Origin of the sequence: Ramlibacter sp. (genome assembly GCF_035706265.1) — a bacterium.
Taxonomy (GTDB): domain Bacteria; phylum Pseudomonadota; class Gammaproteobacteria; order Burkholderiales; family Burkholderiaceae_C; genus Ramlibacter.
The window spans coordinates 1-14,442 of the sequence record NZ_DASSVG010000093.1; the positions used below are offsets into that span (position 1 = coordinate 1).

Sequence of the window (14,442 nt, forward strand, 5' to 3'; positions counted from 1 at the left end):
GGCCGTCGCCGTCGCCGACCACGGTGAGCGCGGCGAAGCCGAGGATGCGGCCGCCCTTCACCACCTTGGTCACGCGGTTCACCGCGATCATCTTCTCCCGCAGGCCGTCTTCCGGACCGTCACCCTGGGTTCTCGCTTGCACTCGTGCCATTTTGCTGATCCTGTCCGTTAGAACTGCAGGCCCGCTTCACGGGCGGCCTCGGCCAGCGCCTTGACGCGGCCGTGGTAGGCGAAGCCGGCGCGGTCGAACGCGACCTTCTCGACGCCGGCGGCCTTGGCCTTCTCGGCGATGCGCTTGCCGATCTGGGCAGCGGCTTCCACCGTGGCGCCCTTGCCGGCGCCACCGAGCTGCGAACGCACTTCGGCTTCGGCGGTGGAGGCGGTGGCCAGCACCCTGGAGCCGTCGTCGGAGATCAGGCTCGCGTAGATGTGCAGGTTGGTGCGGTTCACCGTCAGGCGGGCGACGCCCTGCTTGGCGATGCGGATGCGGGTCTGCTTCGCACGGCGCAGACGCTGTTCCTTCTTGGTCAACATCGTCATGCTCCTTACTTCTTCTTGGTTTCCTTGATCACGATCTTCTCGTCCGCGTAGCGGATGCCCTTGCCCTTGTAGGGCTCGGGCGGGCGGACGGCGCGGATCTCGGCGGCCAGCTGGCCCACGCGCTGGCGATCGGCACCCTTGATGACGATTTCCGTCGGGGTGGGGGTCGCGGCGGTGATGCCGGCGGGCATCTCGATGTTCACGGGGTGCGAGTAGCCGACCTGCAGGTTCAGCTTGTTGCCCTGCGCGGCGGCGCGGTAGCCCACGCCCACCAGCGACAGCTTCTTCTCGAAGCCCTTGGTGACGCCCACGACCATGTTGTTCACCAGCTGGCGCATGGTGCCGCTCATGGCGTTGGCTTCACGCGATTCGTCCGCGGGGACGAACGTCAGCTTGCCGCCCTCGTTGTTCACCTTGACCAGGCCGTTGGTGGCGAGCTGCAGCGTGCCGCCCGCGCCCTTGACGCTGATCTGGTCTTCCTTGATGGCCACGTCGACGCCCTGCGGGACGGCGACCGGCGATTTTCCGACTCGGGACATGTTCCTATCCTTCGCTTAGGCGACGTAGCACAGCACTTCGCCACCGACACCGGTAGCGCGCGCCTTGCGGTCGGTCATCACGCCCTTGGGCGTGGTCACGATGGCGACGCCGAGGCCGTTCATGACCTGGGGGATCGCGTCGCGGCCCTTGTAGACGCGCAGGCCGGGACGGCTCACGCGCTCGATGCGCTCGATCACGGGACGGCCGGCGTAGTACTTGAGGGCGATCTCGAGCTCGCTCTTGTTGCCCTCGGTCTTCACCTGGAAGCCGTCGATGTAACCCTCGTCCTTCAGCACCTGGGCGATGGCCACCTTCACCTTGGAAGAGGGCACCGTCACCGTGGCCTTGGAGACCATCTGCGCGTTGCGGATGCGCGTCAGCAGATCGGAGATGGGATCACTCATGCTCATATGTATCTCTCCTGCCTGCGCTTACCAGCTGGCCTTGATGACACCGGGGATGTCGCCGGTGAAGGCCATTTCGCGCACCTTGTGGCGCGTGATGCCGAACTGGCGGAAGGTGCCGCGGGCACGGCCGGTCAGCTCGCAGCGGTTGCGCTGGCGGGTGGGGTTGGCGTTGCGCGGGAGCTTCTGCAGCGCCAGGCGGGCGGCCATGCGCTCGTCGTCGCTCTTCTTCGCGTCGTTGGCGATCGTCTTCAGCTCTTCGTACTTCTTCGCGTACTGGGCGACCAGCTTGTCACGCTTCAGTTCACGCTGGATCAAAGCAGTTTTTGCCACAGTGCACCTATCAGGACTTGAACGGGAAACGGAAGCCGGCCAGCAGTGCCTTGCACTCGTCGTCCGTCTTCGCCGTGGTGGTGATCGAGATGTTCAGGCCGCGGATGGCGTCGACCTTGTCGTACTCGATTTCCGGGAAAATGATCTGTTCCTTGACGCCGATGTTGTAGTTGCCGCGGCCGTCGAAGGCGCGCGAGCTCACACCACGGAAGTCACGCACGCGCGGCAGGGCCACGGTGATGAAGCGGTCGAGGAATTCGTACATGCGCTGGCCGCGCAGCGTCACCATCGTGCCGATGGCCTGGCCTTCGCGGATCTTGAAGCCGGCGATGGCCTTCTTGGCCTTGGTCACCACGGGCTTCTGGCCGGCGATCTTGGTCAGGTCGCCGACGGCGTTTTCCATCACCTTCTTGTCGGCCACGGCCTCGCTCACGCCCATGTTCAGCGTGATCTTGGTGATGCGCGGCACTTCCATCGGCGACTTGTAGCCGAACTTCTCGGTCAGCTCCTTGGCGACCTTGGTGCGGTAGTGATCTTGCAGACGTGCGGGCATGGTCAGGCCACCTTGATTTCTTCGCCGGACGACTTGAACACGCGCTTGCGGTTGTCGCCATCGACCTTGATCCCGACCCGGTCAGCCTTGCCGGTCGAGGGGTTGTAGATCGCCACGTTGGAGATGTGGATCGGCATGGCCTTCTCCACGATGCCGCCGGTGGTGCCCTTCAGCGGGTTCGGCTTGGTGTGCTTCTTCACCAGGTTGATGCCTTCGATGACGACGTGCTCGTCGTCCTTGCGCAGCACCACGGTGCCGCGCTTGCCCTTGTCGCGGCCGGTCAGCACGATGACCTGGTCACCCTTGCGGATCTTGTTCATGGCGGTTCCTTACAGGACTTCCGGGGCCAGGGACACGATCTTCATGAACTTCTCGGTACGCAGTTCGCGCGTGACCGGGCCGAAGATGCGGGTGCCGATGGGCTCCAGCTTGTTGTTGAGCAGCACGGCGGCATTGCCGTCGAACTTGACGAGGGAGCCGTCGCCACGGCGGATGCCCTTGGCGGTGCGGACGACCACGGCGCTGTAGACCTCGCCCTTCTTGACGCGGCCGCGCGGCGCGGCTTCCTTGATGCTCACCTTGATGATGTCGCCGACGCTCGCGTAGCGACGCTTGGAGCCGCCCAGCACCTTGATGCAAAGAACGGACTTCGCGCCGGTGTTGTCGGCGACTTCGAGCCGAGATTCAGTCTGGATCATTTCGTTTATTCCCAACTTGACCCGAACACTCCGCACCGGACGATCCGGCAAGGCATCGGGACAGTCTTGGGCCCGCCGTCACTGAAGGACCCGCAGGCCCGCCAATTCCGAATGGGCGACGCCACTTCAAGGAAGCGGCCTGGACAATAGCCACCTCACCTCCGAAGAGGCGAGCCCGCGATTATGACCGATTGACAGGATTTGTCAAATGGGTCCTACAGCCTGCCCGTAGGTCCTCGCCAGCGCCTTGAAAGCCTCGGCCTGCGGATCCGCCCCCGTCTCGGCCTGCAGCAGCGCGGCGACTTCGTCCGCCAGCTGCCCCGCCATCGCGGCGTCGAGGAACAGCAGGCGAAACCGCCGCGCCAGCACGTCTTCGACCGTCCGCGCATATTCATGGCGGGCGGCGAAGCGGACCATCGCGGCCGTCAGCCCACCTCCCAGGTGGCGGTGGTCGCCCCCCAGGGAGGTGACCTGGGCCGCCTCGGATCCATAGAGATGGGGCCCGGGCGCCGCGCTCAACGGCGTGGGCGCAGCGCCCCGCCCCGGCGCGCCGACCAACGGCAAGTCGGCAGTCACTCCCGTGGCAGCCTGCGGCAGCAAATGGGCCGCGAAACATTTCTCCAGCACGTCCTCCGCCATCGCGCGGTAGGTCGTCCATTTGCCGCCGGTCACGGTGACCAGGCCGGAGCGGCTCACCAGCACCGTGTGCTCGCGGCTGAGCGTCTTGGTCGGCTCGTCGCCGTTGCCCACCGGCCGGACCAGCGGGCGCAGGCCCACCCAGGTACTGCGCAGGTCCTGGACCCGCGGCGCCCGCACCAGGTAGCGGCCGGATTCCTGCAGGATGAAGTCCAGTTCCTGCTGGAACGGCCGCGGCTCGCGCGGCAGGTCATCGCGCGGGGTGTCGGTGGTGCCCAGGATCAGCTTGCCGAGCCAAGGCACGGCGAACAGCACCCGCCCATCGGCGGTCTTCGGCACGATCAGCGCGTGCTGGCCGGGCAGGAAATCCCGGTCGACAACCACGTGCACGCCCTGGCTGGGCGCCACCATCGGCTGTGCTGCGCGGCCGATGGCCCTGCCGTCCTGCTGGCGCAGCGCGTCGACCCAGACTCCGGTGGCGTTCACCACGCAGCGGGCCTGCAGGCGGAATTCGCGCCCGGTCTCCGCATCGCGCGCCGCCACGCCGCTCACCCGGCCTTCCGTATAGAGGAGCTGGGTGACCTCGCAGTAGTTGACGACCAGGGCGCCGTGCACGGCCGCCGTGCGGGCCAGCGCCAGCGCCAGCCGGGCGTCGTCGAACTGGCCGTCCCAGTAGCGGATGCCGCCCTTGAGGCCCTGCGGCTGCGCGGTCGGCAGCGCCTGCAGCGTGCGCCCGCGGGTGAGGAACTCGGTGCGGCCGAGGCCGGCGACGCCGGCCAGCGCGTCGTACATCACCCGCCCGGCGCCGTAGAAGGGCATCTCCCACAGCTTGTAGGTCGGCAGCACGAAGGGCAGCGGCTGCGCCAGGTGCGGCGCGTTGCGCAGCAGGGTGGTGCGTTCGTGCAAGGCCTCGCGCACCAGGCCGATGTCGCCCTGCGCCAGGTAGCGCACGCCGCCGTGCACCAGCTTGGTGGCCCGCGAGGACGTGCCCTTGGCGAAATCGTACGACTCCAGCAGCACGACGCTCAGCCCGCGGGAGGCCGCGTCCAGGGCCACGCCCAATCCCGTGGCGCCGCCGCCCACCACCGCCAGGTCCCAGGTTCCGGAGCGCGCCAGGCGCTCCAGCAGTTCTTCGCGCCGCGTCGGGAGCGCAGGCGCTGCTGCCGCGTCGGTCAAGGCTGGGCCCACCCCTTCGCGCGTTCCACCGCCTGGCGCCAGCGCGCCAGCTTGGCCAGGCGCTGCGGCTCGGCCAGGCGCGGCTCGAAGCGGCGCTCGGCCTGCCACTGGGCCGCGATCTCGTCGCCGCCCTGCCAGAAGCCGGTGGCCAGGCCCGCGAGATAGGCGGCGCCGAGCGCGGTGGTCTCGGTCACCTTCGGCCGCACCACCGGCACGCCCAGGAAATCCGCCTGCATCTGCATCAGCAGGTTGTTGCGCGAGGCGCCGCCGTCCACCCGCAGCTCGGTCAGCGGGATGCGGGCGTCGCGCGCCATGGCGCCGAACACGTCGGCCGACTGCAGCGCGATCGCCTCCAGCGCGGCGCGGGCGATGTGGGCGCGGCCGGTGCCGCGTGTGAGGCCCACCAGCGTGCCGCGGGCGTAGCCGTCCCAGTCCGGCGTGCCCAGTCCCGCGAAGGCGGGCACCAGGTACACGTCGCCGGTGTCGTCCACCTGCGCCGCGAGCGATTCCACTTCGGCCGCCGACTGGATGATCTGCAGGCCGTCGCGCAGCCATTGCACGGTGGCGCCGGCCACGAAGACGCTGCCTTCGAGGCAGTAGGCCGTGCGGTGCATGCCCGGCGGGCCTTGCCAGCCCACCGTGGTGAGCAGGCGATTGCCGCTGGCCACCGGCTGCGCGCCGGTGTTCATCAGCATGAAGCAGCCGGTGCCGTAGGTGTTCTTGGCCATGCCGGGCGCGAAGCAGGCCTGGCCGAAGGTGGCGGCCTGCTGGTCGCCCGCGATGCCCGCGATCGGCAGCGCCGCGCCGAACAGCGAGGACTCGGTCTCGGCGATCACCGCGCTGGAAGGCAGCACGTCCGGCAGCACCGCGCGCGGCACGCGCAGCAGCGCCAGCAGCTCGTCGTCCCAGTCCTGCGCGTGCAGGTCGAACAGCAGCGTGCGCGAGGCGTTGCTCGCATCGGTGGCGTGCACGCGGCCGCCGGTGAGGTTCCAGACCAGCCAGCTGTCGATGGTGCCGAAGGCGAGCTCGCCGGCCTCGGCGCGGGCGCGCGCGCCCGGCACGTGGTCCAGCAGCCATTCGATCTTGGTGCCGGCGAAATAGGCGTCGATGACGAGGCCGGTCTTCTGCTGGATGCGCGCGGCAGCGCGCGCGTTGGCGCGCAGTTCGTCGCAGCGCGGCGCCGTGCGCCGGTCCTGCCAGACGATGGCGTTGGCCACGGGCTGGCCGGTGGCGCGGTCCCACAGCAGCGTGGTCTCGCGCTGGTTGGTGATGCCGATCGCGGCCACCTCCGCGCAGCCGCCGACCTTGTCCAGGGCCTCGAGCGCCACCGCATGCTGCGTGGCCCAGATCTCGCGCGCGTCGTGCTCCACCCATCCGGGCTGCGGGAAGATCTGCGCGAACTCGCGCTGCGCCAGCGCCACCACCTGGCCGGCCCGGTCGAACACGATCGCGCGCGAACTCGTCGTGCCCTGGTCCAGGGCGAGAACGTATTTCATGGGCCGGCAGCGTAACCGATGCGCCGAGGCAGCGACTAGACTCGCCGCCCATGCTGTTGTCGCCGAGCCCCATGGTGTCGCGTCGCGTGCTGCTGCGCGGGGCCGCAGCCGCCTGCGCGCTGGCCGCGGCGGGCTGCGCCACGCGCCGCGCCGCGCCGGCAGCGCAAGGCCCGTCGCAGTTGCGCCTGCTGGGAGAGAAGATCCTGCCGCACGGCCTGCAGGTGCAGGGCACGACGGTGGGCGGGCTCTCGGGCCTGGACCACGATCCGGCCAGCGGCCTGTGGGTGGCCTTGAGCGACGACCGCTCCGCGCTGCAGCCGGCGCGCTTCTACACCTTGCGCGTGGACGTGCGCGCGAGCGGACTCGAGGTCGAAGTGCTGGCGCCCGTCACCTTGCGCCAGGCGGCCGGCACGCCCTTTCCGAAGCGCCAGGCCGGCGGCGAAGTGGTCGATCCGGAAGCCATCCGCCTGCTGCCCGGCGGACGCGGCATCCTCTGGACCAGCGAGGGCGACTACCCCGCCAACCAGTCGCCGTCCGTGCGCGAAGCGCGCCTGGACGGCAGCTTCGTGCGCGAACTGGACGTGCCGCCGATGTTCCGCTTCATCCGCCCGGGCACCGGCCCGCGCGCGAACCGCACCTTCGAGGGCCTGGCGCTCGCGCCCGACGGGCGCACGGCGTGGGTCGGCATGGAGGCGGCGCTGCACCAGGACGGCCCGGAGCCGGGCGTCGGCCGGCCCGGCGGCCCGTGCCGCTTCACCGCGTTCGACCTCGCCTCGGGCCGCGCCGTGCGCCAGGTCGCCTACCTGCCCGACGCGATCCCGCAGGCGCCGGTGCTGCCCGGCGCCGCCGACAACGGCGTGAGCGAGATCCTGATGATCGACGCCGCGCGCATGCTGGTGCTGGAACGCGCCTTCATGGCCGGCATCGGCATGTCGCTGCGCCTGTACGAGGTCGAGACCCGCGAAGGCAGCGACACGCTGGCGCTGCCGCGGCTGGAAGCCGGCAACCACCGCGCGTGCCCCAAGCGCTTCGTGGCCGATCTCGCGCAGCACGCCCTCTCGCGCCTCGACAACACGGAAGGCATGTGCTGGGGCCGGCGGCTGCCGGGCGGGCGGCGCTCGCTGGTGCTCGTGAGCGACGACAATTTCAGCACCCGGCAGGTCACGCAGTTCGCGGCTTTCGAATACCTGGGAGAGGAATGATGGACAACTCGCGCATCGCATTCATCGGCGGCGGCAACATGGCCAGCGCCATCGTCGGCGGACTGATCCGCCAGGGCCTCGCGCCGGCGCAGATCGCCGTCGTCGAGCCGTTCGCGCAGGCCCGCGAGCGGCTGCGGCAGCAGTTCGGCGTCACCGCCGAAGAACAGGCGGGCGCGGCCGTCGCCTCCTGCGGGCTGGTCGTGTGGGCGGTCAAGCCGCAGACCTTCAAGGAGGCGGCGGCGCAGGCGGGCCCCCACGTGCGGCAGGCGCTGCACCTGAGCGTGGCGGCCGGCATCCGCTCCGACAGCATCGCGGCCTGGCTGGGCAGCGAGCGCGTCGTGCGCGCCATGCCCAACACGCCGGCGCTGGTGGGCAAGGGCATGACGGCGCTGTTCGCGCGCGCGGGCGTGACGGCTGCCGAGAAGGCGCGGGTCGAACAGGTGATCGCCACCACCGGCGAGTTCCTGTGGGTGGACGCGGAGAAGCAGCTCGATGCCGTGACGGCGCTCTCCGGCTCCGGCCCGGCCTACGTGTTCTATTTCCTCGAGGCGATGACGCAGGCGGGCGAAGAGATGGGCTTGGGCGCCGAGCAGGCGCGGCGGCTCGCCGTCGGCACTTTCGCCGGCGCCTCGGAGCTGGCGCGGGCGTCGGAAGAGCCGCTGCAGCTGCTGCGTGAGCGGGTGACGTCCAAGGGCGGCACGACCTACGCAGCGCTCACCTCGATGGAGCAGGCCCAGGTCAAGGCCGCATTCGTGCGGGCGCTGCACGCGGCGTGCAAGCGGGCGGAGGAACTGGGCGACGAGTTCGGCCGGTAGCCTGGCGCTGGAGCGAAGCGCAAGCCCAGCGATGCGCGCAAGCGCTGGGCTTCGGGCTTCGCCGCTCAGCTCCAGCCTACGAAAACAGGAAGCCGGCGACGGTTCCGGCGAACAGCGCGAACCCGAACCAGTGGTTCACCCGGAAGGCCTTGAAGCAGCCTTCGCGCGAGCGGTCGCGGATCAGCGTGTAGTGCCACGCGGCCTGCGCGCCTGCCGCCGCTGCGGTGAGCGCGATGAACAGCGGCGGGATGCGCCCCACCATCACCACGGCCCACACGACGATCGCGGCGACGTAGCAGGCCATCACCACCGCCACGTCCGAGCGCCCCAGCGTGATGGCGGAAGTCTTGATGCCGATGCGCAGGTCGTCGTCGCGATCGACCATCGCGTACTCGGTGTCGTAGGCGAGCACCCAGAAGAGATTCCCCAGCAGCAGCACCCAGGCGAGCAGCGGAACGTGCCCCTGCACCGCCGCGAACGCCATCGGGATGCCGAAGCTGAAGGCGATGCCCAGCACCGCCTGCGGCATCGAGACGAAGCGCTTGGCATAGGGATAGATCACCGAGATCGCCAGCGCCGCGAAGGACCAGGCGATGGCCGCCGCATTGGTCGTCAGCACCAGCGCGAAAGCCGCCAGCGCCAGCACGGCGCCCAGCACCAGCGCCTCGCGCACCGACACCGCGCCGGTCGTGACGGGCCGCTGCGCGGTGCGCTTCACGTGGCGGTCGAACTCGCGGTCGGCCACGTCGTTGACGCAGCAGCCGGCGCTGCGCATCAGGATCGTGCCGAGCGTGAACACGGCCACCAGGTGCCAGCCCGGAAAGCCGCCGGCGGCGATCCACAAGGCGTACAGCGAGGGCCACAGCAGCAGCAGCCAGCCCGCGGGGCGGTCCCAGCGGATCAGGTCGAGGTAGAGCGCGAGCTTGCCCTTTTCCATCACGAGGTACCCAGGCCCAGGCGGCGCAGGTCGAGGCGGCCGTCGCGCATCGGCGGGCACCAGAAATAGGAGCCGCTCACCGGCTTCGAGATCCCGAACAGCGCGTCGGTGAGGCCGTCGTCGTAGCCGGCCATGCGGCGCATCTGCGCCTCGAAGGCGTAGAAGGACTTGCCGAAGGCCACGAACAGCAGGCCCGCCCGCATGCCCTCCATCCAGGGCATGGAGCGGCGAAGCACGAAGGCTTCGGGATCGAAGCTCTCCTGCGCGGTGCGCTTCACGTGCGCCGTCTCGGGCGCGTCCTCCAGTTCCTCGTTGTCCGTCAGGCGGCGGCCGATGATGTGGTCGCGGGCCTGGTCCTCCACCGCCTCGAAGGCGTCGATGTCGTGCACCCACTGCTGCACGGCGACGTAGCTGGCGCCGTCGAGCCCTTCGCCCAGGCCGTGGGCGAAGGCGGCCTCTTCCGCGGCCTCGCCTTCCGGGTTTTCGGTGCCATCCTCGAAGCCGGTGAGGTCCTTGCCGTGGCGCTCGTCCCAGGCGTGGCGGAAGGCATCGACCACGTGCTGCGGCACGAAGGCCGGCGCCAGCGCCTTCTGCACCTTGCGCGTGACGTGCAGCAGGTCGCCGAGGTCGGAGCCGCGCAGCCAGGCCCACAGTGTGCCGGGGGTGGAAGGCACCTCCACGCCGTGGGCCGAGAAGTCCGGGAACTCGTGCAGCCCGGGGATCTCGGCGCCCAGCGCGTGCACCAGCGAGGGCCCGAGGCCCAGCACCACGTCGCTGCCGTCGACGAGCGGCGTGACGCGCGTGAGCGCCTCCTTGACGTCGGCGACGCCCACGGCAGGGTCGGCGAGTCGGAACCAGACGTAGCGCGCCACCGCCGGCAGCGCATCGAGGATGCCGGGCTGGTGCAGCCGGGCGGGGGTGTCGGGTATTTCTCTCATGGCATCAGGACAGGCGCTTCACGCCCGGGAGTTCGCAGGCATAGATCGCGTTGCGCAGGGCGGCGATGGCCTCGTAGCGGGTGAAGCTGCGGCGCCAGGCCAGCACCACGCGCCGGCTCGGCGGCTCGCCCTCGAAGGGGATGTACTTGACGAAGGCCTGGTCCTCGCTGCGCCGCTTGGGCTTGGTCGAGAACGCCTCCTTGGGCACCGACAGGCGCGGCACCAGCGTCACGCCCATGCCGGCCGCCACCATGTGCTTGATCGTCTCCAGCGAGGAGCCTTCGAAGCTCTTGCGGATGCCCTCCGCGTCGCTGGAGAAGCGGGCGAATTCGGGGCACACCTCCAGCACGTGGTCGCGGAAGCAGTGGCCGGTGCCGAGCAGCAGCATCGTCTCCTGCTTCAGTTCCTCGGCGTTGATCGCCTTGTGCGTGGACAGCGGATGGTTGCTCGGCACCGCGGCGAGGAAGGGCTCGTCGTACAGCGGCGCGATCGCGAGTCCCGTATCCGGAAAGGGCTCGGCCATGATGGCGCAGTCGATCTCGCCGGTGCGCAGCATCTCCAGCAGCTTGACGGTGAAGTTCTCCTGCAGCATCAGAGGCATCTGCGGCGTGCGCGCGATGGCCTGGCGCACCAGGTCCGGCAGCAGGTAGGGGCCGATGGTGTAGATCACGCCCAGGCGCAGCGGGCCGGCGAGCGGGTCCTTGCCGCGCTTGGCGATCTCCTTGATCGCCGCGGCCTGCTCCAGCACGCTCTGCGCCTGGCGCACGATCTCCTCGCCCAAGGGCGTGACGGCGACCTCGTTGGCGCTGCGCTCGAACAGCTTCACCTCGAGCTCGTCCTCCAGCTTCTTGATCGCCACCGACAGCGTCGGCTGCGAGACGAAGCAGGCTTCCGCCGCGCGGCCGAAATGCTTTTCGCGCGCGACCGCCACGATGTACTTGAGCTCGGTGAGCGTCATGGGTTCGACTTGGGTCGAGGCCTCGCGGAATGCTATCGGGTCCGCTCAGGCCTTCAGGTATTCCGATTTTCCACCCAACCAGCGGCTCACGTGGCGCTCTGCGAGCTCCGGATGTCGGTCGAGCATCCGCGGCGCCACTTCGCGCGCCCATTCCAGCAGCGGCGCATCGAGGGCGAGATCGGCGAATCGCAGCAGCGGCGCGCCGGACTGGCGAGCACCGAGGAATTCGCCCGGGCCGCGGATTTCCAGGTCGCGGCGGGCGATCTCGAAGCCGTCGCTGGTCTCCGCCATCGCCTTCAGGCGGGCCCGGGCCGTGTCGCCGAGCCGGCCGTTGTCGCCGGCCGAATACAAAAGAACGCAGGCCGAAGCCGCCGCGCCGCGGCCGACGCGCCCGCGCAACTGGTGCAGCTGCGACAGGCCGAAGCGCTCGGCATGCTCGATCACCATCAGCGAGGCGTTGGGCACGTCGACGCCGACCTCGATCACCGTGGTGGAGACCAGCACACCCATCTGGCCGCCGGTGAAGAGCGCCATCACCGCCTTCTTCTCCGGCGGCGGCATGCGCGAATGCAGCAGGCCCACCAGCACGCCGGGCAGCGCCTCGCTCAGTTGCTGGTGGGTGGCGGTGGCGTTGGTGAGGTCCAGCGTCTCGCTTTCCTCGATCAGCGGGCACACCCAGTAGACCTGCCGGCCCTGCGCCACCTGGGCGCGGATGCGCTCGACCACCTCGTCGCGGCGGCGGTCGGAGATCAGCTTGGTGACGACGGGCGTGCGGCCGGGGGGCAGTTCGTCGATGGTGGAGACGTCGAGGTCGGCGTAGTAGCTCATGGCGAGCGTGCGCGGGATGGGCGTAGCGGACATCATCAGGAGGTGCGGCTCGCCGCCCTCCTCCTGCGGCTTGCCCCGCAGCGCGAGCCGTTGCTCCACGCCGAAGCGATGCTGTTCGTCGATGATCGCCAGCGCCAGCGCCTTGAACTGCACCTGCTCCTGGATCACCGCATGGGTGCCGACCACCAGCGCCGCCTCGCCGCTGGCGATCAGCGCCAGCATCCCGGTGCGCTCCTTCTTGCGCTGGCTGCCGGTGAGCCAGGCCACGCGCAGGCCGCGCGGCGCCAGCAGCGGCTCCAGCCAGCCGATCAGCTTGCGGAAGTGCTGTTCCGCGAGGATCTCGGTCGGCGCCATCAGCGCGCACTGCCAGCCGGCGTCGATCGCGATGGCGGCCGCGAGCGCCGCCACCACCGTCTTGCCGGAACCGACGTCGCCTTGCAGCAGACGGTGCAGCGGGCGCTCGCGTGCGAGCCCCTGCGCGATCTCCTCCGACACGCGGCGCTGCGCGTGGGTGAGCTGGAAGGGCAGCGCCGCCAGCAACTGCTCGTGCAGCCCGCCGGGGCGCGGTCGCAAGGCCGGCGCACGCAGGCGGTCGTGCTCGCGCCGGCTCTGCACCTGCGACAGCTGCTGCGCGAGCAGCTCCTCCGCCTTCAGGCGCTGCCAGGCCGGATGGCTGCGATCCTCCAGCGCCGCCAGCGAAACCTCCGGCGTGGGGTGGTGCAGGAACTGCAGGGCCTGCTTCAGCGTCCATTCGCGCGCGCGCCCAGGCGCCGGCGGTGCATCGGGCGGGATGGTCTCGGACAGGTCGGCCCGCTGCAGGCCGCTGGCGACCGCCTTGCGCAGGTAGGCCTGCGGCAGGCTCGCCACGCTGGAATACACCGGCGTCAGCGCCTGCGGCAGCGCGCCGCCGGCGGCCTTCCAGGACGGATGCACCATCTGCCAGCCCAGGAAGCCGCCCTTGACCTCGCCGCGGATGCGCAGGTGCGCGCCCACGGCGAGCGACTTCTGCTGCGAGGGATAGAAGGTGAAGAAGCGCAGCACGCAGGTGTCGGTGCCGTCGTCCACCTTCACCACCAGTTGCCGCCGCGGCCGGTACTGCACCTGGCTCTCGACCACCGTCGCCTCGATCTGGATCGTGTCGCCCTCGCGCGCGTCGCGCAGCTTGACGATCCGCGTCTCGTCCTCGTAGCGCAGGGGGATGTGCAGGGCCAGGTCGATGTCGCGTTCGAGGCCCAGCTTGATGAGGGCTTTCTGCGGTTCGGACAGCGCCTTGGGTTCCGGCATGGGACAATTCTGCCCTGCAATTTCTTTCCACTTGGAACGGGTCCGTCCGGCCCTCAAGCACATGCGCCACTTCACCCTGGGCGATTTCGATTTCGCCCTGCCTCCCGAACTGATCGCCCAGCACCCCGCCGCCGAACGCAGCGGCTCGCGGCTGCTGGATGGCACCGGCGCTGCGCCGGTCGATCGCGTCTTCCGTGAACTCCCCACCCTGCTGCAGCCGGGCGACCTGCTGGTGTTCAACGACACCCAGGTCGTGAAGGCGCGCCTGTTCGGCGAGAAGCCCACCGGAGGCAGGCTGGAACTGCTGGTGGAACGCGTGCTGGGCGAGCGCGAGGTCGTGGCCCACATGAAGGTGAGCAAGAAGCCGCCGGTGGGCACTGAGCTGCGCATGGACGGCGGCTTCGGCGCCACCCTGCTCGGGCGCTGGCCGGAGGAAGACGGCCCGCTGTTTCGCCTCGCCTTCAGCGAGGACCCGTACGCGGTGATGGAGCGGCACGGCCACGTGCCGCTGCCGCCCTACATCACGCACGCCGACACGGCCGAAGACGCGCGCCGCTACCAGACCGTGTTCGCGAAAAATCCGGGCGCGGTCGCCGCGCCCACCGCCGCCCTGCACTTCGATGAAGCGGTGCTGGCGGCGCTGGATGCCCGCGGCGTGCAGCGCGCCAGCGTCACGCTGCACGTCGGCGCCGGCACCTTCCAGCCCGTGAAGACCGAGGACATCGCGCAGCACCGCATGCACAGCGAGTGGTACCAGGTGCCCGCGGCGACGCAGCAGGCGATCGCGGAGCTGCGCGCGCGCGGCGGCCGGCTGGTGGCCGTGGGGACGACCACGGTGCGCACGCTCGAATCCTGGGCCCGCAGCGGCCAGGCGAGCGGGGACACCGACATCTTCATCACGCCCGGCTTCGAATTCCGCCAGGTCGACCTGCTGCTGACGAATTTCCACCTGCCCAAGTCCACCCTGCTGATGCTGGTGAGCGCCTTCGCCGGCTACGAGCACGCGATGGCGCTGTACCGCCACGCAGTCGAAAGCCACTACCGCTTCTTCAGCTATGGCGACGCCATGCTGCTCGCGCGCACCTGAATCCCATCACGATGCTG

General features: G+C 69.9%; 16 protein-coding genes and 1 pseudogene. 3 read left to right on the forward strand and 14 right to left on the reverse strand.

The features are described 5' to 3' along the window. The 10 genes and pseudogenes from VFM98_RS03525 to glpK form a co-directional block, all read right to left on the reverse strand. Positions 1–151, reverse strand: a pseudogene (locus tag VFM98_RS03525) (30S ribosomal protein S5); the annotation flags it as partial. A gap of 17 nt (positions 152–168) precedes the next feature. Beyond that, positions 169–534, reverse strand: coding sequence for a 50S ribosomal protein L18 (gene rplR / locus VFM98_RS03530; protein ID WP_325108533.1), 366 nt, complete (start codon positions 532–534; stop codon positions 169–171). An 11-nt stretch (positions 535–545) separates the two neighbouring features. Then, positions 546–1,079 carry a 50S ribosomal protein L6 gene (rplF, locus tag VFM98_RS03535; protein WP_325108520.1) on the reverse strand — a complete coding sequence of 178 codons (534 nt, stop codon included), beginning with the start codon at positions 1,077–1,079 and terminating at the stop codon, positions 546–548. Positions 1,080–1,094: 15 nt separating this feature from the next. Continuing rightward, positions 1,095–1,490: a 30S ribosomal protein S8 gene (gene rpsH, locus VFM98_RS03540; protein WP_325108521.1), complete on the reverse strand. Its 396-nt coding sequence runs from the start codon at positions 1,488–1,490 to the stop codon at positions 1,095–1,097. 21 nt (positions 1,491–1,511) lie between these two features. Beyond that, positions 1,512–1,817, reverse strand: coding sequence for a 30S ribosomal protein S14 (gene rpsN, locus VFM98_RS03545; RefSeq protein WP_325108522.1), 306 nt, complete (start codon positions 1,815–1,817; stop codon positions 1,512–1,514). 10 nt (positions 1,818–1,827) lie between these two features. Continuing rightward, positions 1,828–2,370, reverse strand: coding sequence for a 50S ribosomal protein L5 (gene rplE, locus VFM98_RS03550; protein ID WP_325108523.1), 543 nt, complete (start codon positions 2,368–2,370; stop codon positions 1,828–1,830). Between the two features lie 2 nt (positions 2,371–2,372). Then, positions 2,373–2,690, reverse strand: a complete 318-nt coding sequence (gene rplX / locus VFM98_RS03555) for a 50S ribosomal protein L24 (protein ID WP_325108524.1) — start codon at positions 2,688–2,690, stop codon at positions 2,373–2,375. Between the two features lie 9 nt (positions 2,691–2,699). Next, positions 2,700–3,068, reverse strand: a complete 369-nt coding sequence (gene rplN, locus VFM98_RS03560) for a 50S ribosomal protein L14 (RefSeq protein WP_013902964.1) — start codon at positions 3,066–3,068, stop codon at positions 2,700–2,702. A gap of 204 nt (positions 3,069–3,272) precedes the next feature. Continuing rightward, complete coding sequence (locus tag VFM98_RS03565; protein WP_325108525.1) at positions 3,273–4,880, reverse strand: glycerol-3-phosphate dehydrogenase/oxidase; 1,608 nt, start codon at positions 4,878–4,880, stop codon at positions 3,273–3,275. Beyond that, positions 4,877–6,376 carry a glycerol kinase GlpK gene (gene glpK / locus VFM98_RS03570; RefSeq protein ID WP_325108526.1) on the reverse strand — a complete coding sequence of 500 codons (1,500 nt, stop codon included), beginning with the start codon at positions 6,374–6,376 and terminating at the stop codon, positions 4,877–4,879. The genes VFM98_RS03565 and glpK overlap by 4 nt, the downstream gene beginning before the upstream one ends. 50 nt (positions 6,377–6,426) lie before the next feature. On the opposite strand from glpK, the gene VFM98_RS03575 reads away from it, so the two are divergent. Both VFM98_RS03575 and proC read left to right on the forward strand, forming a co-directional pair. Beyond that, positions 6,427–7,578, forward strand: a complete 1,152-nt coding sequence (locus tag VFM98_RS03575) for an esterase-like activity of phytase family protein (protein WP_325108527.1) — start codon at positions 6,427–6,429, stop codon at positions 7,576–7,578. Beyond that, the gene (gene proC, locus VFM98_RS03580; RefSeq protein ID WP_325108528.1) at positions 7,575–8,393 is read left to right on the forward strand and encodes a pyrroline-5-carboxylate reductase; all 819 of its coding nucleotides are present in this window, start codon (positions 7,575–7,577) and stop codon (positions 8,391–8,393) included. Before VFM98_RS03575 ends, proC begins: the two co-directional genes overlap by 4 nt. A 76-nt stretch (positions 8,394–8,469) precedes the next feature. Here the strand turns inward: proC and ubiA are convergent, their stop codons facing one another. From ubiA to recG, 4 genes are read right to left on the reverse strand one after another with little or no spacing between them, the layout of a single operon-like run. Continuing rightward, a complete protein-coding gene (ubiA, locus tag VFM98_RS03585) occupies positions 8,470–9,330 on the reverse strand; it encodes a 4-hydroxybenzoate octaprenyltransferase (protein WP_325108529.1) in 861 nt (286 codons plus the stop codon). Next, entirely contained in the window at positions 9,330–10,268 is a 939-nt protein-coding gene (locus tag VFM98_RS03590) for a Dyp-type peroxidase (protein WP_325108530.1), read from the reverse strand. The genes ubiA and VFM98_RS03590 overlap by 1 nt, the downstream gene beginning before the upstream one ends. A 4-nt stretch (positions 10,269–10,272) precedes the next feature. Continuing rightward, positions 10,273–11,226: a LysR substrate-binding domain-containing protein gene (locus VFM98_RS03595; protein ID WP_325108531.1), complete on the reverse strand. Its 954-nt coding sequence runs from the start codon at positions 11,224–11,226 to the stop codon at positions 10,273–10,275. Between the two features lie 45 nt (positions 11,227–11,271). Further along, entirely contained in the window at positions 11,272–13,338 is a 2,067-nt protein-coding gene (gene recG, locus VFM98_RS03600) for an ATP-dependent DNA helicase RecG (protein WP_325108532.1), read from the reverse strand. A gap of 61 nt (positions 13,339–13,399) precedes the next feature. Between recG and queA the strand changes: the two genes are divergently transcribed. Then, positions 13,400–14,425 carry a tRNA preQ1(34) S-adenosylmethionine ribosyltransferase-isomerase QueA gene (gene queA, locus VFM98_RS03605; RefSeq protein ID WP_325108534.1) on the forward strand — a complete coding sequence of 342 codons (1,026 nt, stop codon included), beginning with the start codon at positions 13,400–13,402 and terminating at the stop codon, positions 14,423–14,425. Positions 14,426–14,442 lie beyond the last annotated feature (17 nt).

Excerpts from the sequence above, each read along its gene's own strand:
- ubiA (WP_325108529.1), bottom strand. The coding sequence starts at position 9,330 with ATGGAAAAGGGCAAGCTCGCGCTCTACCTCGACCTGATCCGCTGGGAC.
- rplX (WP_325108524.1), bottom strand. The coding sequence starts at position 2,690 with ATGAACAAGATCCGCAAGGGTGACCAGGTCATCGTGCTGACCGGCCGC.
- rplF (WP_325108520.1), bottom strand. The coding sequence starts at position 1,079 with ATGTCCCGAGTCGGAAAATCGCCGGTCGCCGTCCCGCAGGGCGTCGAC.
- recG (WP_325108532.1), bottom strand. The coding sequence starts at position 13,338 with ATGCCGGAACCCAAGGCGCTGTCCGAACCGCAGAAAGCCCTCATCAAG.
- VFM98_RS03590 (WP_325108530.1), bottom strand. The coding sequence starts at position 10,268 with ATGAGAGAAATACCCGACACCCCCGCCCGGCTGCACCAGCCCGGCATC.
- glpK (WP_325108526.1), bottom strand. The coding sequence starts at position 6,376 with ATGAAATACGTTCTCGCCCTGGACCAGGGCACGACGAGTTCGCGCGCG.
- rplR (WP_325108533.1), bottom strand. The coding sequence starts at position 534 with ATGTTGACCAAGAAGGAACAGCGTCTGCGCCGTGCGAAGCAGACCCGC.
- rpsH (WP_325108521.1), bottom strand. The coding sequence starts at position 1,490 with ATGAGCATGAGTGATCCCATCTCCGATCTGCTGACGCGCATCCGCAAC.
- VFM98_RS03595 (WP_325108531.1), bottom strand. The coding sequence starts at position 11,226 with ATGACGCTCACCGAGCTCAAGTACATCGTGGCGGTCGCGCGCGAAAAG.
- VFM98_RS03575 (WP_325108527.1), top strand. The coding sequence starts at position 6,427 with ATGCTGTTGTCGCCGAGCCCCATGGTGTCGCGTCGCGTGCTGCTGCGC.
- queA (WP_325108534.1), top strand. The coding sequence starts at position 13,400 with ATGCGCCACTTCACCCTGGGCGATTTCGATTTCGCCCTGCCTCCCGAA.
- rplN (WP_013902964.1), bottom strand. The coding sequence starts at position 3,068 with ATGATCCAGACTGAATCTCGGCTCGAAGTCGCCGACAACACCGGCGCG.
- proC (WP_325108528.1), top strand. The coding sequence starts at position 7,575 with ATGATGGACAACTCGCGCATCGCATTCATCGGCGGCGGCAACATGGCC.
- rplE (WP_325108523.1), bottom strand. The coding sequence starts at position 2,370 with ATGCCCGCACGTCTGCAAGATCACTACCGCACCAAGGTCGCCAAGGAG.